The organism is Micromonospora sp. NPDC051006 (assembly GCF_044456245.1).
Lineage (GTDB): Bacteria > Actinomycetota > Actinomycetes > Mycobacteriales > Micromonosporaceae > Micromonospora.
Genome location: NZ_JBITFP010000036.1, coordinates 34,677 through 55,083, shown reverse-complemented (window position 1 = coordinate 55,083; position 20,407 = coordinate 34,677). Strand labels below are relative to the sequence as shown.

Annotated in this window: 23 protein-coding genes; 13 read left to right on the top strand and 10 right to left on the bottom strand. The window is 73.4% G+C overall.

Going from position 1 to position 20,407, the window contains the following annotated elements:
• Positions 1-180: 180 nt before the first annotated feature.
• A complete protein-coding gene (locus ACIBBA_RS32295; protein WP_369700219.1) occupies positions 181-255 on the bottom strand; it encodes a 50S ribosomal protein bL37 in 75 nt (24 codons plus the stop codon).
• A gap of 226 nt (positions 256-481) precedes the next feature.
• Here ACIBBA_RS32295 and ACIBBA_RS32290 point away from each other — a divergent pair, with 226 nt between their 5' ends.
• Both ACIBBA_RS32290 and ACIBBA_RS32285 read left to right on the top strand, forming a co-directional pair.
• Positions 482-697, top strand: coding sequence for a biotin/lipoyl-binding carrier protein (locus ACIBBA_RS32290; RefSeq protein WP_396702504.1), 216 nt, complete (start codon positions 482-484; stop codon positions 695-697).
• Positions 694-1,200 (top strand): GNAT family N-acetyltransferase, encoded by a 507-nt coding sequence (locus tag ACIBBA_RS32285; RefSeq protein ID WP_396702502.1) that lies wholly within the window; start codon positions 694-696, stop codon positions 1,198-1,200. The genes ACIBBA_RS32290 and ACIBBA_RS32285 overlap by 4 nt, the downstream gene beginning before the upstream one ends.
• A 64-nt stretch (positions 1,201-1,264) precedes the next feature.
• Here the strand turns inward: ACIBBA_RS32285 and ACIBBA_RS32280 are convergent, their stop codons facing one another.
• Entirely contained in the window at positions 1,265-1,849 is a 585-nt protein-coding gene (locus tag ACIBBA_RS32280; RefSeq protein WP_350871644.1) for a helix-turn-helix domain-containing protein, read from the bottom strand.
• A 112-nt stretch (positions 1,850-1,961) separates the two neighbouring features.
• On the opposite strand from ACIBBA_RS32280, the gene ACIBBA_RS32275 reads away from it, so the two are divergent.
• The gene (locus ACIBBA_RS32275; RefSeq protein WP_396702500.1) at positions 1,962-3,575 is read left to right on the top strand and encodes an MDR family MFS transporter; all 1,614 of its coding nucleotides are present in this window, start codon (positions 1,962-1,964) and stop codon (positions 3,573-3,575) included.
• Positions 3,576-3,625: 50 nt separating this feature from the next.
• On the opposite strand, the gene ACIBBA_RS32270 is transcribed toward ACIBBA_RS32275, so the two are convergent.
• Positions 3,626-5,476 carry a tetratricopeptide repeat protein gene (locus tag ACIBBA_RS32270; protein WP_396702498.1) on the bottom strand — a complete coding sequence of 617 codons (1,851 nt, stop codon included), beginning with the start codon at positions 5,474-5,476 and terminating at the stop codon, positions 3,626-3,628.
• A gap of 192 nt (positions 5,477-5,668) precedes the next feature.
• Here ACIBBA_RS32270 and ACIBBA_RS32265 point away from each other — a divergent pair, with 192 nt between their 5' ends.
• Together ACIBBA_RS32265 and ACIBBA_RS32260 are read left to right on the top strand one after the other, a co-directional pair.
• Complete coding sequence (locus ACIBBA_RS32265; RefSeq protein WP_396702512.1) at positions 5,669-6,700, top strand: SIS domain-containing protein; 1,032 nt, start codon at positions 5,669-5,671, stop codon at positions 6,698-6,700.
• Positions 6,701-6,725: 25 nt separating this feature from the next.
• Complete coding sequence (locus ACIBBA_RS32260; RefSeq protein WP_396702496.1) at positions 6,726-8,327, top strand: histidine kinase N-terminal domain-containing protein; 1,602 nt, start codon at positions 6,726-6,728, stop codon at positions 8,325-8,327.
• A 156-nt stretch (positions 8,328-8,483) separates the two neighbouring features.
• Here the strand turns inward: ACIBBA_RS32260 and ACIBBA_RS32255 are convergent, their stop codons facing one another.
• Complete coding sequence (locus tag ACIBBA_RS32255; RefSeq protein WP_396702494.1) at positions 8,484-9,926, bottom strand: glycosyltransferase family 39 protein; 1,443 nt, start codon at positions 9,924-9,926, stop codon at positions 8,484-8,486.
• Between the two features lie 428 nt (positions 9,927-10,354).
• Between ACIBBA_RS32255 and ACIBBA_RS32250 the strand changes: the two genes are divergently transcribed.
• The 4 genes from ACIBBA_RS32250 to ACIBBA_RS32235 are packed head-to-tail and all read left to right on the top strand — an operon-like array spanning position 10,355 to position 13,813.
• Positions 10,355-12,067, top strand: coding sequence for a nitrite/sulfite reductase (locus tag ACIBBA_RS32250; protein ID WP_396702492.1), 1,713 nt, complete (start codon positions 10,355-10,357; stop codon positions 12,065-12,067).
• Positions 12,064-12,225 carry a hypothetical protein gene (locus ACIBBA_RS32245; RefSeq protein WP_396702490.1) on the top strand — a complete coding sequence of 54 codons (162 nt, stop codon included), beginning with the start codon at positions 12,064-12,066 and terminating at the stop codon, positions 12,223-12,225. Before ACIBBA_RS32250 ends, ACIBBA_RS32245 begins: the two co-directional genes overlap by 4 nt.
• The gene (locus tag ACIBBA_RS32240; protein ID WP_396702488.1) at positions 12,222-12,983 is read left to right on the top strand and encodes a phosphoadenylyl-sulfate reductase; all 762 of its coding nucleotides are present in this window, start codon (positions 12,222-12,224) and stop codon (positions 12,981-12,983) included. Before ACIBBA_RS32245 ends, ACIBBA_RS32240 begins: the two co-directional genes overlap by 4 nt.
• A gap of 32 nt (positions 12,984-13,015) precedes the next feature.
• Complete coding sequence (locus tag ACIBBA_RS32235) at positions 13,016-13,813, top strand: sirohydrochlorin chelatase (protein ID WP_396702510.1); 798 nt, start codon at positions 13,016-13,018, stop codon at positions 13,811-13,813.
• On the opposite strand, the gene ACIBBA_RS32230 is transcribed toward ACIBBA_RS32235, so the two are convergent.
• From ACIBBA_RS32230 to ACIBBA_RS32220, 3 genes are all read right to left on the bottom strand, one after another.
• The gene (locus tag ACIBBA_RS32230) at positions 13,810-13,938 is read right to left on the bottom strand and encodes a hypothetical protein (RefSeq protein ID WP_396702486.1); all 129 of its coding nucleotides are present in this window, start codon (positions 13,936-13,938) and stop codon (positions 13,810-13,812) included. The genes ACIBBA_RS32235 and ACIBBA_RS32230 overlap by 4 nt on opposite strands.
• An 80-nt stretch (positions 13,939-14,018) precedes the next feature.
• On the bottom strand, positions 14,019-14,276 hold the full coding sequence (locus ACIBBA_RS32225) for a WhiB family transcriptional regulator (protein WP_007072794.1): 258 nt from the start codon (positions 14,274-14,276) through the stop codon (positions 14,019-14,021).
• A 445-nt stretch (positions 14,277-14,721) separates the two neighbouring features.
• Positions 14,722-15,672: a diacylglycerol/lipid kinase family protein gene (locus ACIBBA_RS32220; RefSeq protein ID WP_396702484.1), complete on the bottom strand. Its 951-nt coding sequence runs from the start codon at positions 15,670-15,672 to the stop codon at positions 14,722-14,724.
• A 43-nt stretch (positions 15,673-15,715) separates the two neighbouring features.
• Between ACIBBA_RS32220 and ACIBBA_RS32215 the strand changes: the two genes are divergently transcribed.
• Positions 15,716-16,135 carry a hypothetical protein gene (locus ACIBBA_RS32215; RefSeq protein WP_350871659.1) on the top strand — a complete coding sequence of 140 codons (420 nt, stop codon included), beginning with the start codon at positions 15,716-15,718 and terminating at the stop codon, positions 16,133-16,135.
• Positions 16,136-16,150: 15 nt separating this feature from the next.
• Here ACIBBA_RS32215 and ACIBBA_RS32210 read toward each other — a convergent pair whose 3' ends face one another.
• The 3 genes from ACIBBA_RS32210 to sodN form a co-directional block, all read right to left on the bottom strand.
• Entirely contained in the window at positions 16,151-16,555 is a 405-nt protein-coding gene (locus ACIBBA_RS32210; protein ID WP_396702482.1) for an ATP-binding protein, read from the bottom strand.
• A gap of 32 nt (positions 16,556-16,587) precedes the next feature.
• Entirely contained in the window at positions 16,588-17,040 is a 453-nt protein-coding gene (locus ACIBBA_RS32205; RefSeq protein ID WP_396702508.1) for a GNAT family N-acetyltransferase, read from the bottom strand.
• Between the two features lie 65 nt (positions 17,041-17,105).
• On the bottom strand, positions 17,106-17,510 hold the full coding sequence (gene sodN, locus ACIBBA_RS32200) for a superoxide dismutase, Ni (protein WP_363784213.1): 405 nt from the start codon (positions 17,508-17,510) through the stop codon (positions 17,106-17,108).
• 82 nt (positions 17,511-17,592) lie between these two features.
• On the opposite strand from sodN, the gene ACIBBA_RS32195 reads away from it, so the two are divergent.
• The 3 genes from ACIBBA_RS32195 (at position 17,593) to ACIBBA_RS32185 (ending at position 20,377) form a co-directional block, all read left to right on the top strand.
• A complete protein-coding gene (locus tag ACIBBA_RS32195; protein ID WP_396702479.1) occupies positions 17,593-17,943 on the top strand; it encodes a S24 family peptidase in 351 nt (116 codons plus the stop codon).
• Positions 17,944-18,083: 140 nt separating this feature from the next.
• Positions 18,084-19,262, top strand: coding sequence for an NADP-dependent malic enzyme (locus tag ACIBBA_RS32190; RefSeq protein ID WP_350871665.1), 1,179 nt, complete (start codon positions 18,084-18,086; stop codon positions 19,260-19,262).
• Positions 19,263-19,414: 152 nt separating this feature from the next.
• The gene (locus ACIBBA_RS32185; RefSeq protein ID WP_396702477.1) at positions 19,415-20,377 is read left to right on the top strand and encodes a zinc-binding dehydrogenase; all 963 of its coding nucleotides are present in this window, start codon (positions 19,415-19,417) and stop codon (positions 20,375-20,377) included.
• The last annotated feature ends 30 nt before the right edge of the window (positions 20,378-20,407 follow it).

The window sequence follows — 20,407 nt, the reverse complement described above, 5'->3', positions numbered from 1 at the left end:
GGGCTTGGCCCGGGGGTGGGTGTATGGGTTCGGGGCGCGCGCCCCGACGGGGCCTCTGGGGCATTCCCGCCGCCCCCCCCCCCCCCCGGGGGGGCCGGCCCCCCCCCCCCGGGCCCCCCCGGCGTATCCGGCCACGGCCGGATGGGCTGACTGTCGTCGACGGGCGTGGCCCGCGCGAGGTCAGGAGTTGGGGCGCTTGCCGTGGTTCGCGCCGCTCTTCTTGCGGGCCTTCTTCTTCCGGGCCTTCTTCGCCATGGTGACCTCCTCGTGAAATGTCGGATCCGGCTGCGCACGACCTCGGCGCCGGCGCACGCACCGGCCCGCCCGGCACCGGGGTCCGACCCGTTGATGCTAGTTGGGCCGCCGCCGGCCGTACCGCGCCGGGGCGTCGTCGGCACGCGGCCGGTCGCTCCGCGCCCGCGGGCCGTCGCCGCATGATTGGATACGTCGGCAGGTAACCGCGAGAGGAAGGGCCGGGCAGATGGCCGAGGAGATCCGCGCCGAGATGGTGGCGAACGTCTGGAAGGTCGTCGCGTCGGCCGGGGACACCGTGTCCGAGGGGGACACCCTGGTGATCCTGGAGTCGATGAAGATGGAGATCCCTGTCGTCGCCGAGTCCGAGGGTGTCGTGCAGCAGCTCGCGGTCAACGAGGGCGACGTGGTGCAGGACGGCGACCTGATCGCGGTGATCGGTTGACCAGCCTGCTGGTCCGCCCGGCGGTCCCGGCCGACTTCCCGGCGATCGCCCGGCTGACCGTGGCCGCGTACGAGGCGGACGGGCAGCTCAAGGGCGAGCACGGCTACGGCACGGTGCTCGCCGACGTGGCGACCCGGGCGGAGCACGGCGAGGTGCTGGTCGCCGTGGACGAGGCCGGGGCGGTGCTCGGCTCGGTCACGTTCGTGCTGCCGGGCAGCCGGTTCGCCGAGCTGTCCCGCCCCGGTGAGGCGGAGTTCCGCATGCTCGCCGTCGACCCGGCCGCCCAGGGGCGGGGTGTCGGCGCGGCGCTGGCCCGGGCCTGCGTCGCCCGGGCGACCGAGCTGGGCTGCGCGGCCGTGGTGATCTGCGTACGCAGCGGAATGGCCCAGACGGCCCATCAGCTCTACGCGCGGCTCGGCTTCGTGCGCGCCCCGGAGAAGGACTGGGCGCCGGTGCCCGGGGTGGAGCTGCTCGGCCTGCGGCTGGAGCTGACCCCGGCCTGATCCTGACGCTGGCCGGGCCTGAACCGGGCCCGGTCGGCCCGGTCCTGGTCGCCGGCCGGCCGGCTCAGCCCTGCTCGGCGTCGGCCGGTGTGCCGATCGAGGCGAGCAACTCGTCGGCCACCTCCAGGGCGATCTTCCGCCGCTCCGCGTCGGTGATGTGCGGCGTCCGGACGGCGAACCAGCTGCTGTGCACGGCGAAGAGCGAGAGCGTGGCGCGCAGCTGCGCGCCGGGGGAGTCGTCGCCCCGGCAGAGCTGGTTGGCCAGTTTCATCATCCGGCCGCGCATCTGCTGCCCGGCGGTGAGGCTCTTGAGCACGGTCTGGTTCTGCTCGAAGAAGCGCATCACGGAGGGCTGGTCGCCGGCGAACATCTCGTCGGCGTAGCGGGCGATCAACGTCCGTCGGGTCTCCCGGGTGGCCGGCTGGGACTCGGCCCAGGCGACCAGTTCCTCGATCCGCTCCAGCCGATCGTCGACGAAGCTGGTGACGATCTCGTCCTTGCTCTTGAAGTGGTAGTAGAGCGCGGCCTTCGTCACGTTCAACCGCTCGGCGATCTCCCGCAGCGAGGTCTTCTCGTACCCCTGCTCGGTGAAGAGCTCAAGCGCGACGGCCTTGATGCGCTCGCGCGTGCCGCCTGTGCTCTCCCTCACCCGTACCACCCAATTCGCTTGACCATAGTTGCCTCACCAACTTACCGTGCGGCTAGTAAGGAAACTAGCCGGGCGGCAAGTAAGCAAGCCGCTCCTCGGGGGGAGCTTACCCATGACTCAGGCAACCCAGGCTGTCGCGCGACCCAACGTCCGGGTGGTGCTCTTCGGCCTGATGATCGCGATGATGCTCGCGATGCTCGACAACATGATCGTCAGCACCGCGCTGCCACGGATCGTCGACGAGTTCGGCGGCCTGAGCCACTTCACCTGGGTGGTCACCGCGTACGTGCTCGGCACCACGGTCTCCACCCCGATCTGGGGCAAGCTCGGCGACCTCTACGGTCGCAAGTCGGTCTTCCTCACCTCGGTCGGCCTCTTCCTGCTCGGCTCCGCGCTCTGCGGCATGGCCGGCTCCGGGTTCCTCGGCGGTCCGTCCGACGGCATGGTCCAGCTGATCGCCTTCCGGGCGGTGCAGGGCCTCGGCGCCGGCGGTCTGATGGTCGGCGTGATGGCGATCATCGGGGACCTGGTCCCGCCCCGCGAGCGGGGCCGCTACCAGGGCATGATCGCCGGCATCATGGCCGTCGCCATGGTGGCCGGCCCGCTGGTCGGTGGGTTCATCACCGACCACCTCTCCTGGCGCTGGGCGTTCTATGTGAACCTGCCCCTCGGCGGTGTCGCGCTGGTGCTGCTGATCACGACGATGCACCTGCCGAAGTACCGCACCGAGCACCGGATCGACTGGCTGGGTGCCGCGCTGCTCTCGGTCGGCATCACCGCGATCGTGCTGATCACCACCTGGGGCGGCAACGAGTACGACTGGGCCTCCGGGCAGATCATCGGCCTGGCCGCGCTCGCCCTGGTCACCCTGATCGCCTTCGGACTCGTCGAGCGACGGGCACCCGAGCCGATCCTGCCGCTGGGCCTCTTCGCCAACCGGAACTTCGCGTTGATCTCGGTGATCGGCTTCCTCCTCGGCTTCGCGATGTTCGGCGCGATGAACTTCCTGCCGCTCTACCAGCAGACGGTGCAGGGCGCCTCCGCCACCAACAGCGGCCTGCTGCTGCTTCCGTTGATGTTCGGCATGCTGGTGGTCTCGCTGGTGATCGGCCGGGCGATCACCAGGACCGGTCGCTACCGGGCGTACCCGATCATCGGCGGCGTGGTGATGGCCGCCGGCATGGGGCTGCTGACCATGCTCGACGTCAACACCAGCAAGGTCGAGTCGTCGGTCTTCATGTTCGTCCTCGGCGTCGGCATGGGCTTCCTCATGCAGACCACGATGCTGATCGCCCAGAACAGCGTGGAGCAGAAGGACCTGGGCGCGGCGAGCGGCGCGGCCACCTTCTTCCGCTCGATCGGCGGCTCGTTCGGCATCTCGCTCTTCGGCGCGATCTTCGCCAACCGGCTGGCCGACTCGGCCGCGGGTGGCGCGTTCAGCGGCGGCGAGGGCGGCGCGATGGACCTGGCGCAGCTCAAGCAGCTGCCCGCGCAGGCACGCGAGCTGGTGCTCGGCGGCCTCGCCGACGCGATCTCGCACGTCTTCCTCTGGGCGGTGCTCTTCACCGTCGCGCTGCCGGTGCTCGCCTGGTTCATCAAGGAGATCCCGCTGCGCACCGCCAACCAGCCAACCCCACGGGCCACCCCCGAGGAGCAGGCCGAAACCGCCCTGGCCAAGGCCCCCTCGCCTAACCCACCCCACCCCACCCCCGTTCGACCTCGGTGATCAAGAGGTTCGCGTCAGGATTCCGGCCTCCGGTGACGCGAACCTCTTGATCACTGGGGCGTGCGGGGTGCGCGGTGGCGGCGGAGTGAGGTGAGGAGGCGGCGAAAGAGGCGGGTCAGGGGAGTGCGGGGGCGGGGGAGGGTCGACCGCGCGGCCAGCAGTTCGGTGGCCAGGGTGGCGGTCGCGCCGTCCAACGTCGGCGTGACCAGGGCCAGGTGGGCCAGCGAGGTGGCGAGGGGCATCGGGCGGGCCCGGGCCACCGCCGCCGCGTCGGCCAGCCGGTCGGCCACCACTGCGGCCACGTCGGGGCGTACCGCCGGGTCGACCCAGGCGGCGGTGACCAGCGCGAAGAGCGCGGCCTCGGTGATCCAGTCCTCGACACCCCAGACCAGGTCCAGCAGCACCCGGCGCCGGGTGGAGTCGTCCCACGGCTCGTCGGTGCGGTGGTGCAGCAGGCCGAGGCAGGCCCAGACCTGCACGCAGCGGACCCAGAGCGTCGGATCCTGCCCGCCGAGCACCCGGCCGACCGCGGTGGCCGGCGGCTCGGGCGGGTGCACGAGCAGCCCGAGCAGATCCGCCAGATCGAGGGTGGCCAGGCCGACCGCGGCGTCGTAGGCGGCCGGTGGATGCGGCCAGGCCGGGTGCACGAGCTGCCGGACCCGGTCGGCGGCCGCCGCCGAGGGGGCGGGGATCGCGGGAGCGGCGACCGTGCCCTGGTAGTGCCAGAGCTGCCGGGTGCCGGCCCGCCGCGGCTCGCGGGCGTCCGGCTCGACGACTCCGGCCACCTCGATCCGCATCCCCGGCACGGCCGCCTCGGCCGTCCGCATCGCGCTCGGCGGGGCCAGGGTCGGCAGGCGTATGGCCGCGCCGACGCCCCCGTGGTCGTCGGCCACGGCCAGCCGCAGCGCGTCGACCACCGGCCCGGCGGCCGGGGTGACCTGCCCGAGCCAGGGCCGGCTCCGGCAGGACTCGGCCAGGTCGCCGTGCTCATGCGTGTCGTCCGGGTGGTCCCGGACGAAGTCGGCGAGCGCGATCAGGTGCGCCACGTCGCCGTCGCGCTGGTAGCGCAGCCGGTGCGCGGTGTGCACGGCGCAGTCGAAGGACGGGTCGCGGGCCAGCGCCCGCTCGATCCAGTCCAGCGCCTCGTCGAGTTGGCCGATGTCGGCCAGGGTGCCGGCGATGTCGGCGTAGACGGCGAGGTCGTCGGGGTCGTGCCCGACCGCCCGGCCGAGCGCCGCGAGCGCCTCCCGGGTCCGCCCGGCGCTGCGGTACGCGTACCCGAGCCAGACCTCGCCGATCTTGGACGGCTGCGCGCGTACACCCCGACTGGCCCAGCGGATCGCCAGCGCGACCTCACCGAGTCGCCGGGCCAGCGCGGACGCCGCGCCCAGCAGCAGGCCGTGCTCGGGATGGACGGTGACCGCGTTGCGGGCCAGCGTGAGGTAGGCGGCCACCGCCGGCCGGCCGGCACGCGGCACCGGGTCGGGCACTGCGGCGCAGACCTGCATGAGCAACTGCGCGGCGTGCTCCGGCGCGAGCCGTTCGGCCAGCTCGGGCGCCGTCACCCAGGGCACCCCGGCCCAGTCGGTCTGCGGCGCGTAGCCGGTCGCCGCGACGAGCAGCTCGAGCCCCTCGGCCGGGTGCCCCGCGGCGGCGAGGAGGTGGGCGCGGGCAACCACGGCGCCGACGAAGGTGTGGTGGGACAGTGGGAAGAGGTCGACGCCCCCGCCGGCGGCGGTGGCGAGCCGGGCCAGCGTCTCGTGCACCTCCGGCAGGGTCGGCGCCTGCGCCAGCGCGCCGGCCACGTGCCCGGCGGCGTGGTCCAGCTCGCCCTCGTCGATCGCCAGCCGGGCCAGAGCGAGCTCCTCCGCCGCGGAGAGCGAACGGTCGTCCTCGGGCACGGCGTCCTCTCGTCGGGTGCGGTGGGCGGGGTCGAGTCGAGCCAGCCTAGGTGATGGCGGGCCGATTCGGTGATCAAATGCGCACTACTGTTCGTTCGATTGCTGAGATCGAGCCAAAGGTGCAAGACTGAGCAGCAAACGCGCGGCAACCGCGCACAGGGAGGAGCTTCCGTGACGCGTGCAGGGGCCGGAATGGCCGCCGACATCGACGAGCAGCCGGCCGGATACGAGCGGCTGCTCTCCACCGAGCACGCCGCCGAGATCGCCCGGGTGGCGGCGGTCATCGCCGAGCGTCGGCCGCGGCACGTGGTCTTCACCGCCCGGGGCACCTCCGACCATGCGGCGCTCTACGCCGCCTACCTCACCGAGATCCGGCTCGGCCTGCCCGCCGGGCTCGCCTCGCCGAGCGCGGTCACCGTCTACGGCGCCCGGCCCGACCTCTCCGACGCGCTGGTCGTCGGGGTCAGCCAGAGCGGGGGCTCACCGGACCTGACCGAGGTGCTGCGGGTGGCCCGGGCCTCCGGGGCGCTCACCCTCGCGGTCACCAACGCGCCGGAGTCGCCGCTGACGGCCGCCGCCGAGCTGAGCGTGGACATCGCCGCCGGCCACGAGCGGGCGGTGGCGGCCACCAAGACGTACACGGCCGAACTGCTCGCCCTGCTCATGCTCGTCGAGGGGATCCGGGCCGGCGACGGGGCGTTGCCGGTCGAGGAGCGCGAGGCCCTCGCCGCGCTGCCCGAGCTGGCCGCCCGTACCCTGGCCGACCCCACCCCGGCGCAGCTGGCGCCCCGCTACCGGTTCGCGGCCCAGCTGGTCACCACCGGCCGCGGCTACGCCTACCCGACCGCCCGGGAGGCGGCACTCAAGCTGATGGAGACCTCCTACCTGCCGGCGCTCGCCTTCTCCGGCGCCGACCTGCTGCACGGCCCGCTCGCCATGACGGACCCGGACGTGCCGGTGCTCGCGGTGGTCGGCTCCGGGCCCGGTGGCCGGTCGATGGGGGAGGTGCTGCCCCGGCTCGGCGAGCGCCGCGCCGACGTGGTGGTGGTCGGCTCGGCCGACGTCGAGGGGGCCACCCGGATCGCCGTTCCCGAGGTCGACGAGCGCTACGCCCCGCTGCTGGACATCCTGCCGCTGCAGCGGCTGGCGATGGCGCTGGCGCTGACCCGGGGCGAGGATCCGGACGCGCCGCGCGGGCTCAAGAAGGTCACCGCGACGATGTGAGGCGCGGCGTGGCACGCTGGTCAGCGTGTCCACGCTGCGCGACCTCGCCGAGGAGCACACCCACCTCCGTCCGGCGGACATCGACCACCTGCACCGGATAGCCGGAGACTGGCAGCTCCTCTCCGACCTGTCCTTCGCCGACCTGTTGCTCTGGGTGCCGGTGGACGCCGACGGCACGTTCCTCTGCGTCGCTCAGGTCCGCCCGACGACCGCGCCGACCGCGTACCAGGACGACCAGGTGGGCCGGATCGTCGGCGGGCCGGAGGTCGCGCACCTGGAGGTGGCGTACCGGCAGGGCCGGATCTGGCGGGAGGGCGACCCGGTCTGGTACGGCGACGTGCCGGCCCGGCACGAGGCGATCCCGGTCCGGCTGCGCGCCGCCGACGGCGAGGCCAGCGAGGTGATCGCGGTGGTCGGCCGGGACACCAACCTCTCCACCGCGCGTACCCCCAGCCAGCTGGAGCTGAACTACCTGACCACGGCCGACGACCTGGCCCAGATGATCGCCGACGGCACCTTCCCGCCGCCGCGGCACCCGGGGGAGACCACCTCCGCCCCCCGGGTCGGCGACGGTCTGGTCCGGCTGGACGCGAACGGCAAGGTCACCTACGCCAGCCCGAACGCCCAGTCCGCGTACCGGCGGCTGGGCTACGCCTCCCACCTGGTGGGCGAGGACCTGGCCGCGCTGCACCGCCGGCTCGCCGGGGATCCGCTCGAGGGGACCGACGCGGCGAACGCGATCCTGGCCGCGCTGCACGGTGACGCCCCGCCCCGCCGGGAGATCGACGCCCGCGGCGCCACCATGCTCACCCGGGCCCTGCCGCTGATGCCGGCCGGCGTGCCGATCGGCGCGCTGGTGCTGGTCCGGGACATCACCGAGGTACGCCGTCGCGACCGCGCCCTGATCACCAAGGACGCCACCATCCGGGAGATCCACCACCGGGTGAAGAACAACCTCCAGACGGTCGCCGCGCTGCTGCGCCTGCAGGCCCGCCGGGTCTCCATGCCGGAGGCCCGGGTCGCGCTGGAGGAGTCGGTCCGCCGGGTCGCCTCGATCGCGCTGGTGCACGAGACGCTCTCCATGTCGAGCGACGAGGCGGTCGAGTTCGACGGCATCGTCGATCGGGTGGCCAGCGCGGCGACCGAGGTGGCGGCGACCGAGGTCTCCGTCGGCATGCGCCGCAAGGGGAGTTTCGGAGTGCTGCCCGCGGAGATCGCCACCTCGCTGGTGATGGTCCTCAACGAGCTGCTGCTCAACGCCGTCGAGCACGGCTTCCCACCCTCGGACGCGGACGACGAGCCGGCGGCCGGCGGGCCACTGGCCACCGAGCCGGCGCTCGGCGGGCCGGTTCCCGACGGGCCGCCTGCGGCGCGGCCGGAGGTGGTGGTCGCGGCGCACCGCTTCCGCAAGCAGCTGCACGTCTCGGTGACCGACAACGGTCGCGGCCTGCCCACCGGTTTCGACGCCGAACGGGGCGGAAACCTCGGGCTGCAGATCGTCCGGGCGCTGGTCACCGGGGAGCTGCGCGGCACCATCGAGCTGCGCGACGGCAGCACCGGCGGCACCGAGGCGATGATCGTCGTACCGCTGGCCCGGACCGCCCCGGACGGCCGCTCCGGCAGCTGACCTCCACACTCCGGGTCTCCCGACGAGCGTGATACCTCTGCGGCATAAATATGCCGCAGAGGTATCACGCTGAACGAGCGAGGCACTCGGGAGCGCGACACGCCGCAACGCCGCAGGTGCTCCGAGGTGGCGAAGGCGTCAACGGGCCGGCGGCGGTCAGCGGGTGAGCAGGGCGACGGTCAGTCCGGGGCGCTGCCAGACCTGCTCGACGGCGAAGCCGTTCCGCAGCGCGGCCCCCTTCGCGCCGGGGACCGCGGCGACCGGGTCGGGGTGCCGGCCGGCGACCACCAACCAGACCCGGGGCACGCCGGCCAGGCACTCGGCGGGCCGGTCGCACTCGGTCGCCCAGAGGCTGCCCCGACGGGCCTGCCCCTCGACCAGCAGCGCGTCGCGGGGACGCCGGTCGGGCAGCTGGTAGTCCAGCCCGAGGTCGAGGAAGAGCCAGCTGTCCCGGGGCGAGTAGACCACCGCGTCGCCGGGGCGCTGCCCGGCGGCGACGACCCGGGCCACCCCCCGGTAGTCGACCGGGGCGCTGCGCGGCCACTCGTGGGTGTGCCGCAGCGCGGCCTGATCCGGCAGGCCGAGCAAACCGGCCAGGGCGAGCACGGCGAGCCCGCCGGGCAGCGGCACCGCCGCCAGCGCCGCGGCGGCCAGCACGCAGGCGAACGGTACGACGAACACCAGGTAGCGGGGCACCCAGATCGGTACGCCCAGGCCGGCGGCGAAGAGCAGCAGGACCGGTAGCAGCACCGCGCACCCGGGTAGCAGGGCGCGCCAGCCGAGCCGGGCGGCGCCGAGCGCGGCGAGCCCGACCAGGAGGCCGCCCACCACGCTGCTCTGCGCGACTCCGCCCGGTAGCCCGGTCAGATCGGCAGGCCGGACGAGGTCCACCCAGTTCAGCTGCCTGCCCCGTTGGCTCCGGGCAGCCAACGCGAGCGGGGCGGTCAGCAGCAGCGCCGGCAGCACGGCCGCCAGCCACCACCACCGCCCGTCCCGCCCACGGCCCCGCCTGCTTTGCTCGGTGGCCGGGTCGGCGGGGGCGAGGCCGGCGCGGCGGGCGGCGAGCACCGCGACCACGTGCGCGGCGAGCAGGGTGAGGGCGATCAGGTGGGTCAGCCCGAGCGCGGCCAGGGCGGCGGCGTACCCGGCCCAGCGGGCCCAGCCCGGGCGCCGCAGCGCGTCGACCAGCAGCAGGGTGGCGAGTACGGCGAAGAAGGTGGCCAGCGCGTACGGCCGGGCCTCCTGGGCGTACCGGGAGGTGCCGGGCAACACCGCGAGGAGCAGGCCGGCGAGCAGGCCGACGCGGGCCCCGGCGAGCCGTTGACCGAGCAGCGCGGTCAACGCCGCCGCTCCCGTCATGGCCAGCACCGACGGCACCCGCAGCGCGACCACCGAGTCCCCGGCCAGCGCCACCCAGCCGTGCATGAGCAGGTAGTACGGCCCGGTCGCCGCGTCGATGGTGCCGGCGAGCCGGACCAGGTCGCCGACCGACCGGGTGGCCGCGCTCCAGGTGGCCAGCTCGTCCCGCCAGAGCTGGGCGCGACCCAGCTCCACCCCGGTCACCAGCAGGGTCAGCAGCGCCGGCGCCAACCAGAGCATCGCGCCCCGCAGCCCCGAGGACCGGCTCGCTCCGCCTCCGGCCGGGGATGCCCGATGCGACCTATCGGACAATCCACCCACAGGGCCGAGCCTCGCACACGCTCCGGCGCGCCGGGGCGGGAGCAGGCGTACCGAGGTCGGCCCGTGATGTGGGATCCGGCACCCACTCATTGGCCGGCACCCATGGGGTGTGGCAGCATGGCAAGCATGACCGCCGCCGTCGTACGTCGCTTCGTGGCCCGCCGCCACGTCGACTACGGCCGCGTGCGCAGCGCCATCTGTCCGGCCAACTGACGACGCCCGACAAATCTGTCTCGGGCGCGCTCCGCGCCGGCCCTCTCGACACCGTTGTCCCGAGCCCGCTCTGACGGGCCGGCCGCCGCGCCCGCGTACGCACCGAGGCTCAGCAGACAACGGAGGACGCCGCGATGGCGGTCAGCAGCATTCCGGCCCGGTCCGACGACCCGACGACGCGTCCCGCCCGGGCACCGCGTCGCGCCCGGGGCGAGGGGCAGTGGGCGCTCGGCCACCGCGAGCCGCTCAACCCCAACGAGCGGATCAAGAAGGACGACAACCCGCTCAACGTTCGGGCCCGGATCGAGAACATCTACGCCCACCGGGGCTTCGCCTCCATCGACCCGCAGGACCTGCGCGGCCGGTTCCGCTGGTGGGGCCTCTACACCCAGCGCAAGGCGGGCATCGACGGCGGGCGCACCGCCGTGCTCGAGCCGCACGAGCTGGAGGACGAGTACTTCATGCTCCGGGTCCGGGTGGACGGTGGCCAGCTCTCCCTGGCCCAGCTGCGCACCATCGCCGACATCTCGCGGGAGTTCGCCCGGGACACCGCGGACATCACCGACCGGCAGAACATCCAACTGCACTGGATCCGGGTCGAGGACATGCCGGAGATCTGGCGCCGGCTGGAGGCGGTCGGCCTGGAGACCACCGAGGCCTGCGGTGACTGCCCCCGGATCGTGCTGGGCAGCCCGGTCGCCGGGGTGGCCGAGACGGAGCTGATCGACCCGACGCCGGCAATCGACGAGATCGTCCGCCGCTACGTGGGCGACCCGGAGTACTCGAACCTGCCGCGCAAGTTCAAGTCGACCATCTCCTGGCAGGCGGACACCCCGTACCAGGCGAACGACATCGCGTTCCTCGGCGTGGACCACCCCGAGCACGGCCCCGGCTTCGACCTCTGGGTCGGCGGCGGTCTCGCCACCAACCCCATGCTCGCCCAGCGGCTGGGTGTCTGGGTGCCGCTGGCCGAGGTGCCGGACGTCTGGGTCGGTGTGGTCGGCATCTTCCGCGACTACGGCTACCGCCGTCTGCGCAACCGGGCCCGGCTGAAGTTCCTGGTCGCGGACTGGGGTGTGGAGAAGTTCCGCGAGGTGCTGGAGAAGGAGTACCTGGGCCGGGCGCTGCTCGACGGTCCGGCCCCGGAACTGCCCGAGCGGCCGATCGACCACATCGGCGTGCACCAGCAGCGGGACGGCCGCAACTACGTCGGCGCCGCCCCGGTGGTCGGCCGGGTCTCCGGCGGGCAGCTCGCGAAGCTGGCCGACGCGGTCCAGGCGCACGGCAGCGACCGGATCCGGCTCACTCCGTACCAGAAGCTGCTGGTGCTGGATGTCGCGCCGGAGCGGACCGAGTCGCTGGTCGGTGCGCTGCGCGAGATCGGCCTGGAGGCCCGCCCGTCGACCTGGCGGCGCGGCACCATGGCCTGCACCGGCATCGAGTTCTGCAAGCTCGCGATCGTCGAGACCAAGGCGCGGGGCGAGGAGCTGGTGGCCCGCCTGGAGCAGCGGTTGCGCGACTTCGACGCGGACATCTCCATCCACCTCAACGGCTGCCCGAACGCCTGCGCCCGCACCCAGGTGGCCGACATCGGCCTCAAGGGTCAGCTGGTGCTCGGCCCGGACGGTCGCCAGGTGGAGGGCTTCCAGGTGCACCTCGGCGGCGGCCTCGGCATGGCCGCCGGGCAGACCTCGGGCTTCGGCCGCAAGCTGCGCGGCCTGAAGACCACCGCCGAGGAGCTTCCGGAGTACGTGGAACGGCTGGCCCGCCGCTATCTGGCCGGCCGGCACGCGGGCGAGCCGTTCGCCCAGTGGGTGATCAGAGTCGACGAGGAGGAACTGCGATGAGCAGCGAGAACCGTGCGGCACCCCTGTACTGCCCGTACTGCGGCGAGGAGGATCTACGGCCGAGCGAGGCGGGCCACGGCGCCTGGGAGTGCCACGCCTGCGTGCGGGTCTTCACGGTGAAGTTCACCGGTCTGCTGAGCCGGGCGGTGAACCGATGAGCCTCGTGTCCGCGGCGAACCTCGGTCTGGTGGGGACGGCGGGTACGGCACCCGCCGGCCCGACCCGGCGGGCTCCGGAGGAGCTGCGCGCGCTGGCCGAGCGGGCCGGCCGGGAGCTGGAGGGCGCGCCGGCCCTGGAGATCGCCCGCTGGGCCGCGGAGACCTTCGGCGACCGGTTCTGCGTGACCAGCTCGATGGCGGACGCGGTGCTGGCCCACCTGGTCTCCCGGGTGGCGCCCGGGGTGGACGTCGTCTTCCTCGACACCGGCCTGCACTTCCCGGAGACGCTCCGGGTACGCGACGAGGTGGCCCGGACGCTGCCGGTGAACGTCCGGTCGATCCGGCCCCGGCTCACCGTGGGCCAGCAGGACGGCCAGTACGGGCCTCGGCTGTTCAACAAGTCCCCGGACGACTGCTGCCAGCTGCGCAAGGTGGAGCCGCTGGAGCGGGCGCTGGCCGGTTACGACGCGTGGGCCGCCGGGCTGCGCCGGGACGAGTCGCCGACCCGGGCGAACACGCCGGTGGTGACCTTCGACGCACGACGCGGAAGGGTCAAGGTGAACCCGATCGCGGCCTGGTCACAGGCCGACGTGGACGGCTACATCGCCCGGTGGAACGTGCCGGTCAACGAGCTGTTCAAGCAGGGCTACGGTTCGATCGGCTGCTGGCCGTGCACCCGCCGGACGAAGGCGGGGGAGGACCCGCGGGCCGGCCGGTGGGCGATGTTCGAGAAGACCGAGTGCGGACTGCACGTCTGACCCGGCCGATCCGGCGGGTACCGACCGGGGCGGTGGCGGCGCGGCCGTGCGCCGACCCTGTCGTCCTGGTCGCGCACGGCAGCCGTGATCCGCGGGCTGCCGCAGCGACCAGGGCGTTGGCCCGGGCGGTCTCGGCGGCCCGCCCGGGCACCCCGGTCTCGGCGAGTTGGCTCGACCACACCGGGCCCGGCCCGGCCGAGGCGCTGCGGGCGCTGGCCGCCGCCGGGCACCCGAGGGTGCTGCTGGTCCCGTTGCTGCTGACCGCCGCCTACCACCGTCGGGTGGACATTCCGGCAGCGGTGGCCGAGGCCCGGGCGGCGGCGCCGGGCCTGGCGGTACGGGTGACCGATGTGCTGGGACCGGCCGACGGGGTGGTGGACCCGGGCCTGCTGTCCGGCCTGCGGCGGCGGTTGGCGCAGGCGGAGCCGGGTCGGTTCGACGCGCTGGTGCTCGCCGCGGCGGGCACCCGGGATCCCCGGGCGCGGGGCTCGGTGGGGCGGGTCGCCGCCGCGCTCGGCCTCGCCTACGGCGTGCCGACCCGGGTGTCGTACGCCTCGGCGGCGCCGCCGGCGGTCGGTGCGGCGGTCACCCGGCTGCGGGCGGACGGTGCCCGCCGGGTGGCCGTGTCGGCGTACTTCCTGGCCCCCGGCCTCTTCCACGACGCGGTGACGATGTCGGCCGGCGCGGCCGGGGCGGTCGCCGTCGCCGCCCCGCTCACCGACGCCCCGGAGTTGGCGGACCTGGTGCTGCGCCGGGTCGACGCCGCGCTGGCCCAGCCGAGCGGGCCGCTCCAGCCGACCGGGCTGGTAGGGCCGGGCGTGCTGGCCTAGCCGGGCGCGCCGGCCTGGGCCGGGCTCGCCGGCTTGGCGGAGTGCGCCGGCTTGGCGGAGTGCGCCGGCTTGGCGGAGTGCGCCGGCTTGACGGGGTGCGCCGGCTTGACGGGGTGCGCCGGCATGACGGAGTGCGTCGGCCGGGCGGGGACAGCAGAACGCCCCACCGGGTCGGACCCGGCGGGGCGTGCAGCTGTGTCGGTGGTCAGGCGGAGTGAGCGCGCAGCACCCGGAGGCCGCCGCGACGCTTCACAGCGCGCCGCTCCTCCTCGCTCATCCCGCCCCAGACGCCGGCGTCCTGACCCGACTCGAGCGCCCACTGCAGGCACTGGTCGGTCACGGAGCAGCGCCGGCAGACGGCCTTGGCCTGCTCGACCTGCAGCAGAGCCGGACCGGACGTCCCGATCGGGAAGAACAGCTCCGGGTCCTCGTCGCGGCAGACAGCATGGTGACGCCAGTCCATGGCGGCAACACTCCTCATTCTGGTTGGGTGGCAAATCGTGCTTCGGTGCTTTTCCTATATGCATCCGCAATGCCGGTCGTTACGGTTCGCGTCTGACTATTCGGCATTGCGTGAGCAGGCTGTTGGCCCCGGGGACCTGCTGGAACTGCTCAACCTGCCGAGCATATCCAGGCAATGTCCCGGTAACTCAAGTTCGCTTGTGAATACTTTCACGAACTCACACGATGTCAAGGGTGACGCTCAGAAAAACTCCGCGCGGTGAGCAAGCCCACAACCCTTTTGTCCCGGTTCCAGAGCGCTCTGGTTACCCGGCGTACCACAGTCGAGGATCAATATAGTACAGTCCGCGTGACATTGCTGACATTTCCGGCACCTGCCTCTCGGTGTGGCGGCCGTCGCGTCGGCGGGGATCGCGGCCGCGTCAACCAAGGGCGGTACCCGAGACCTAGCAGATTACTCTCAGTGCGGCGGGAATGGATGCGAATCTAACTTTCTCCCGCTCACCCAGGTAGTCGCCGTCCAGCTGGAACGCCTGCGGACGGCTGGAGACCAGCGTGAACTCCGCGACGTCGTGCAGTCGAAGCACCTGCTTGCCGCGCGGGTCGGGGCGCGTGGACAGGAACTGGGTCACCGTCCGTGTCGTACTCGGCACCCGAAGCTGGCGTAGCGCCAGCACGTCCAGGCCGAGGTCGAAGGACGCCTCCGGGTTCGGGTTGATCTCCCGGTCGCCCAGGTACGTCCACGGTGCCGTGTTCTGGATGATGACCGTCGCGAGCTCGTCCTCCGCCGGCTCACCGGGCCGCTCCAGGCTGACCGCCGGATGCCGGCGGTCCGAGGCGAAGAAGTACTGGCTGAGGATGGCGCGCAGGTAGAGGCTCGGGCTGGACACCCGTCCCCGGCGGCGGGCCTGCTCGACCCGGTGGATCACCGCGGCGTCGACCCCGAACCCGGCGCAGAAGGTGAAGTAGCGGTCGTCGGCGCGGCCCAGCCCGATCGTCCGGTAGCGGCCCAGCCGCAGCGCCTCCAGGATCATGCTGGTGCCCTCCGGCCACTCCCGCGGCAGGCCCAGCGCCCGTGCGAAGACGTTTGTCGAACCGCCCGGCACGGTCGCCAGGGCCGGCAGCCGCTCGGCCGGTGAGAGGGCGCCGGGCACCATCGGCGGCTCCGCGGCCATCAGCCCGTTGACCACCTCGTTCACCGTGCCGTCGCCACCGAGGGTGACGACGACGTCCACCCCCTCCTCGGCGGCCTCCCGCGCCAGCGCGGTGGCGTGCCCGCGTCGGCGGGTGTACCGCACGGAGAGGTCGACTTCGCTGCGCAGCGCCCGGACCAGCACGTCCCGGCTGCGTTCGCTGGTGGTGGTGGCCTTCGGATTGACCACCAGGACGGCCCGCATGGGCGGCACTGTACCCCCCGGTAGCCCGGGTATCGTGGCGCGCGTGACCATCGACTCGGACCCGATTCCCGTCACGCTCCGCTGGGCGGTGCGGCTGCTGCGCGCCGAGGCGGTGGCCGTCGGGCTGATCGCCGTCTGGCTGCTCTGGGCCGACCTGACCGCCGACACCACCGCCGGCCTCACCTCGGCGTTGCTGGTGACCGTCTTCACCGTCGGCGCGGCGGCGGCGCTCTGGGCGCTCGGCGGGGCGCTGGCCCGGTGCCGCGCCGGGGCCCGCGCCCCGGCGATCGTGCTCCAGCTGATGCTGCTGCCGATCGGCTGGTACATGATCCAGGGTGGCCTGGGCTGGCTGGGCGTACCGCTGATGGCGCTCGGCCTCGGGGTCAGCGCGCTGCTGTTGAGCCCGCCCACCAACCGCGCGCTGGGCTTCGCCGCGCCCGGGGAGCCGAGCGCCGGCCGGTAACCGGCCGGGCTGCGGTCAGTAGCCGGAGCGGCGGGTGAGCAGCGAGATGGTCGCCCGCCCGTCGGCGGCGGTGGCGGACGCCGCCGTGGTCAGCGCGGTGAGCACCTTCCAGGCGAACGACGACTCGGCGGGGAGCGCGGCGCCGCGGACGGTCGGCACGGTCACCTCGACGGTCAGCGCGTCCTCGGTCACCGAGAAGCGGCACTCCAACTCGGCGTCCCGGGTGGCGATCGCGAGCAGCATCGCGCACGCCTCGTCGACGGCGATGCGCAGATCCTCGATCTCGTCGAGGGCGAACTGCAGCCGGGCCGCGAGCCCGGCGGTGGCGGTGCGGAGCACCCCCAGGTAGCCGCCGTCGGCGGGCACGGTGAGGTGCACGATGTCGTCGTCGGTGGCCGACTGGCCGGTCAGTTGAGTCACCACTCATCCCCCCGGTCGGGGACTCTACCCGGTCAGGCGGGCGGGTGGGTGGGGGCCGCCGCCTGGCGGGCCAGCCCGTGCAGCGCGTCCCCGCTGAGCCGGTAGGGCACCCACTCGTCCATCTTGTCGGCGCCGATCGCGGCGTAGAAACCCGCCGCCGGATTCCAGTTGATCATCCACCACTCGAGCCGGCGGTAACCGCGCTCGACACAGATCGCGGCCAGCGTGGCCAGCAGCAGTCGGCCCGCACCGGTGCCCCGGGCCGTCGGGCGGACGTAGAGGTCCTCCAGGTAGATGCCGTGCACACCGGCCCAAGTGGAGAAGTTGAGGAACCAGAGCGCGAACCCGACCGGCTGGTCGTCGGCGTCGACGGCCACATGCCCGAAGAGCGCAGGCGCCGGGCCGAACAGGGCCGCGTCCAACTGCTCGGCGGTCAGGTGGCACTGCTCGGGCGCCCGCTCGTACGCCGCCAACTCGTGCACCATCGCGACGACGGCCGGCACGTCCGTGGGACGTGCCGGCCGGATCGTCGGTGCCTCGGTACCGAGGGTCACGCCTTCTTGGTCTCCCAGAAGATCTTGGAGATCTCGTCGATCTTCTGCAGCAGCTGGTCGGCGGTGGCCGGGTCGAGGCTGCCCTTGACGCCGCCGGAACCGGCGAGCTTCGTGGCCTCGTTGAAGAGCTGGTGCAGCTGCGGGTACTTCTCGAAGTGGGTGGCCTTGAAGTAGTCGGTCCAGAGCACCCAGAGGTGGTGCTTGACCAGCTCGGCCCGCTGCTCCTTGATGATGATCGCGCGGGTGCGGAACTCCGGGTCGGTGTTCGCCTGGTACTTCTCGCAGATCATTTTGACCGACTCGGCCTCGATCCGGGCCTGGGCCGGGTCGTAGACGCCGCAGGGCAGATCGCAGTGAGCGCTCGCGGTTACGCGGGGCGTAAGGATGCGTGGAAGTCGCATCGGGATCCTCCATGGGAAGTTTGCGATGATCCAAGCCGACATTACTCCTGGAGGGGCTCCCCGACCGGGTGGAGGTGAAACCATGCATGAAGATCACACCGCCCGGGTGCCCCGGCTGCGTCGGCCGCTGAGCGCCGTGCTGGTGACCGGCCCGTCCATGGCCCCCACGCTGCGGCACGGGGACGCCGTGCTGGTGCGGCCGGGTGGCCGTCTGGTCCGCCCCGGCGACGTGGTGGTGGCGGTCTTCCGCAGCCGCCCCGAGTTGCTGGTCGTCAAGCGCGCCGTGCGGCAGCAGGACGGTGGCTGGTGGCTGCGCGGCGACAACGACCTGGTCACCGACGACTCCCGGGCGTACGGCGTGGCCGACGTCCACGGCCGGGTGGTGGCCCGCTACTGGCCGCGCCCCGGACGGGTGCGGCCCCGGCCGTTATGACCCTGCTCACATCCGAGGGGCAGTGCCGACACTATGCTCGGAAGTGCCCGGGTGACCCCCCGCACCGCGTGCCACCGCTCGCCGCCCACCTCGCGCCCGAGTCGGCCGCCCCATCTGCTCGACAGATCCTGGAGTCACCAATGTCTTCGTCCACCGTGGACCCCGCCGATCCCGTCTTCCGGCTGCACCGGGGCGGCAAGATGGCCGTCACCTCGACGGTGCCGCTCACCAACCGGGAGGACCTCTCCCTCGCGTACACCCCAGGGGTGGCCCGGGTGTGTGAGGCGATCGCCGCCGATCCGGCCCTGGCCGCCGACTACACCTGGGCCGCGCACGCCGTCGCGGTGGTCACCGACGGCTCGGCCGTACTCGGGTTGGGCAACATCGGGCCGCGCGCCGCGCTGCCCGTGATGGAGGGCAAGGCGGTGCTGTTCAAGCAGTTCGCCGGCGTCGACGCGGTGCCGGTCTGCCTGGACACCCAGGACGTTGACGAGATCGTGGCGACGGTGCGGGCGCTGGCGCCCTCGTTCGGCGGGATCAACCTGGAGGACATCAGCGCGCCGCGCTGCTTCGAGGTGGAGCGCCGGCTCGACGAGGCGTTGGACATCCCGGTCTTCCACGACGACCAGCACGGCACCGCGATCGTGGTGCTGGCCGCGCTGCGCAACGCCGCGGCGCTGCTCAACCGCAAACTCGGCGACCTGCGGGTGGCGGTCAGCGGGGCGGGCGCGGCCGGTGTCGCGGTGACCAAGATGCTGGTCGCCGGCGGGGTGAACCCCGATCAGGTGGTGGTCTGCGACTCGAAGGGGATCCTGAGCCGGGAGCGCACCGGCCTGACCGGTACGAAGGCGGAGCTGGCCGCGACGACCAACGCCGACAACCGCGCGGGCGACATCACCGAGGCGCTGCGCGGCGCGGACGTGCTCATCGGCGTCTCGGGCGGGCAGATCCCGGAGGCGGCGGTGGCCGGGATGGCCCCGGGTGGCATCGTCTTCGCGCTGGCCAACCCCACGCCCGAGGTGCACCCCGAGGTGGCCGCTCGGCACGTCGCGGTGGTGGCCACCGGGCGCAGCGACTATCCGAACCAGATCAACAACGTGCTGGCCTTCCCGGGTGTCTTCCGGGGCGCGCTGGACGCCCGGGCCACCCGGATCACCGACGCGATGAAGGTGGCCGCCGCGGACGCCATCGCCGGCGTGGTCGCCGAGGCGCTGACCGCCGAGGCGATCGTCCCGTCGCCGTTGGACCCGCGGGTCGCCCCGGCGGTTGCCGAGGCGGTGGCCGAGGCGGCCCGCCGCGACGGCGTCGCCCGCGCCTGACCCGACGGGCTGGGGTGCCTGCCCCGGCCCGCGCGCCTGACTCGACGGGCTGGGGCGCCTGCCCCGGCCCGCCCCTGATCCGACCGATCGGCCCCGGCCGCCGCGCTGCGCGGTGACCGGGGCCCTTCTGTGCGGCCGATCGGCTTGTTACCGTGCCGATCATGCGTGCCGCCTTCGTCTCCCGCTTCGACGACGCCAACCCGCTCGCCGCGCTCGCCGTGGGCGAGCGGCCCGAGCCGGACCATCCGGGCGAGGACTGGGTGACCGTGCAGGTGCGGGCCAGCTCGCTCAACCACCACGACCTCTGGTCGCTGCGCGGGGTCGGTCTCGCCGAGGCGCAGCTGCCGATGATCCTCGGCTGCGACGCCGTCGGGGTGGACCCGGAGGGCAACGAGGTGGTCGTCTACCCGGTGGTGCCGACCCCGGGTGACCCGCGCGGGGTCTCCATCCTCTCCGAGTACTTCCCCGGCACCTTCGCCGAGCGGGTGGCCGTACCGCGGCCCAACCTGGTGCCGCTGCCCGACGGGTTGTCGCCGACCGACGCCGCCTGCCTGCCCACCGCCTGGCTGACCGCCTGGCGGATGCTCACCACGAAGGGGCGGGTGGAGGACGCCGACGCGGTGCTGGTGCAGGGCGCCGGCGGGGGCGTGGCCACGGCGGCCGTCGCGCTCGCCGTGGCGATGGGCAAGCGGGTCTACGCGACCAGCCGGGACGCGGGTAAGCGGGACCGGATCGCCGCCCTGGGCGCTACGGCCGTCGAGCCGGGAGCCCGGCTGCCGGAGCGGGTGGATGTGGTGATCGAGACCGTCGGGGCGGCCACCTTCGACCACTCGCTGAAGTCCGCCGCGCCGATGGCCCGGATCGTGGTCTCCGGAGCGACCGCCGGGCACGAGCCGAAGGTCAACCTGCGCCGGGTCTTCGCCATGCAGTTGGAGATCCTCGGCACCTCGATGGGCACCCCCGGCGAGCTGTACGACCTGCTCGCGTTCTGCGCGGACCGGCAGGTGCGTCCCGTGGTGGACAGCGTGATCCCGTTTAGCGGGGTCGAGGAGGCGTTCGCCCGCCTGCACGGCGGCGAGGCGTTCGGCAAGGTCGTCCTGGACCACACCGCCTGACGCCGCGCGGCGTCGCAAGATCGCGCGCCG

What these genes read in the sequence shown, in the direction of transcription:
- ACIBBA_RS32205 (WP_396702508.1), bottom strand. Translation starts at nt 17,040, where the DNA reads ATGGTGCACGAGTTGGCGGCGTACGAGCGGGCGCCCGAGCAGTGCCAC.
- ACIBBA_RS32290 (WP_396702504.1), top strand. Translation starts at nt 482, where the DNA reads ATGGCCGAGGAGATCCGCGCCGAGATGGTGGCGAACGTCTGGAAGGTC.
- ACIBBA_RS32230 (WP_396702486.1), bottom strand. Translation starts at nt 13,938, where the DNA reads ATGCCGGCGCACCCCGTCAAGCCGGCGCACCCCGTCAAGCCGGCGCAC.
- ACIBBA_RS32265 (WP_396702512.1), top strand. Translation starts at nt 5,669, where the DNA reads ATGGCCGCCGACATCGACGAGCAGCCGGCCGGATACGAGCGGCTGCTC.
- ACIBBA_RS32220 (WP_396702484.1), bottom strand. Translation starts at nt 15,672, where the DNA reads ATGCGGGCCGTCCTGGTGGTCAATCCGAAGGCCACCACCACCAGCGAA.
- ACIBBA_RS32240 (WP_396702488.1), top strand. Translation starts at nt 12,222, where the DNA reads ATGAGCCTCGTGTCCGCGGCGAACCTCGGTCTGGTGGGGACGGCGGGT.
- ACIBBA_RS32190 (WP_350871665.1), top strand. Translation starts at nt 18,084, where the DNA reads ATGTCTTCGTCCACCGTGGACCCCGCCGATCCCGTCTTCCGGCTGCAC.
- sodN (WP_363784213.1), bottom strand. Translation starts at nt 17,510, where the DNA reads ATGCGACTTCCACGCATCCTTACGCCCCGCGTAACCGCGAGCGCTCAC.
- ACIBBA_RS32275 (WP_396702500.1), top strand. Translation starts at nt 1,962, where the DNA reads ATGACTCAGGCAACCCAGGCTGTCGCGCGACCCAACGTCCGGGTGGTG.
- ACIBBA_RS32195 (WP_396702479.1), top strand. Translation starts at nt 17,593, where the DNA reads ATGCATGAAGATCACACCGCCCGGGTGCCCCGGCTGCGTCGGCCGCTG.
- ACIBBA_RS32225 (WP_007072794.1), bottom strand. Translation starts at nt 14,276, where the DNA reads ATGGACTGGCGTCACCATGCTGTCTGCCGCGACGAGGACCCGGAGCTG.
- ACIBBA_RS32245 (WP_396702490.1), top strand. Translation starts at nt 12,064, where the DNA reads ATGAGCAGCGAGAACCGTGCGGCACCCCTGTACTGCCCGTACTGCGGC.
- ACIBBA_RS32250 (WP_396702492.1), top strand. Translation starts at nt 10,355, where the DNA reads ATGGCGGTCAGCAGCATTCCGGCCCGGTCCGACGACCCGACGACGCGT.
- ACIBBA_RS32255 (WP_396702494.1), bottom strand. Translation starts at nt 9,926, where the DNA reads ATGCTCTGGTTGGCGCCGGCGCTGCTGACCCTGCTGGTGACCGGGGTG.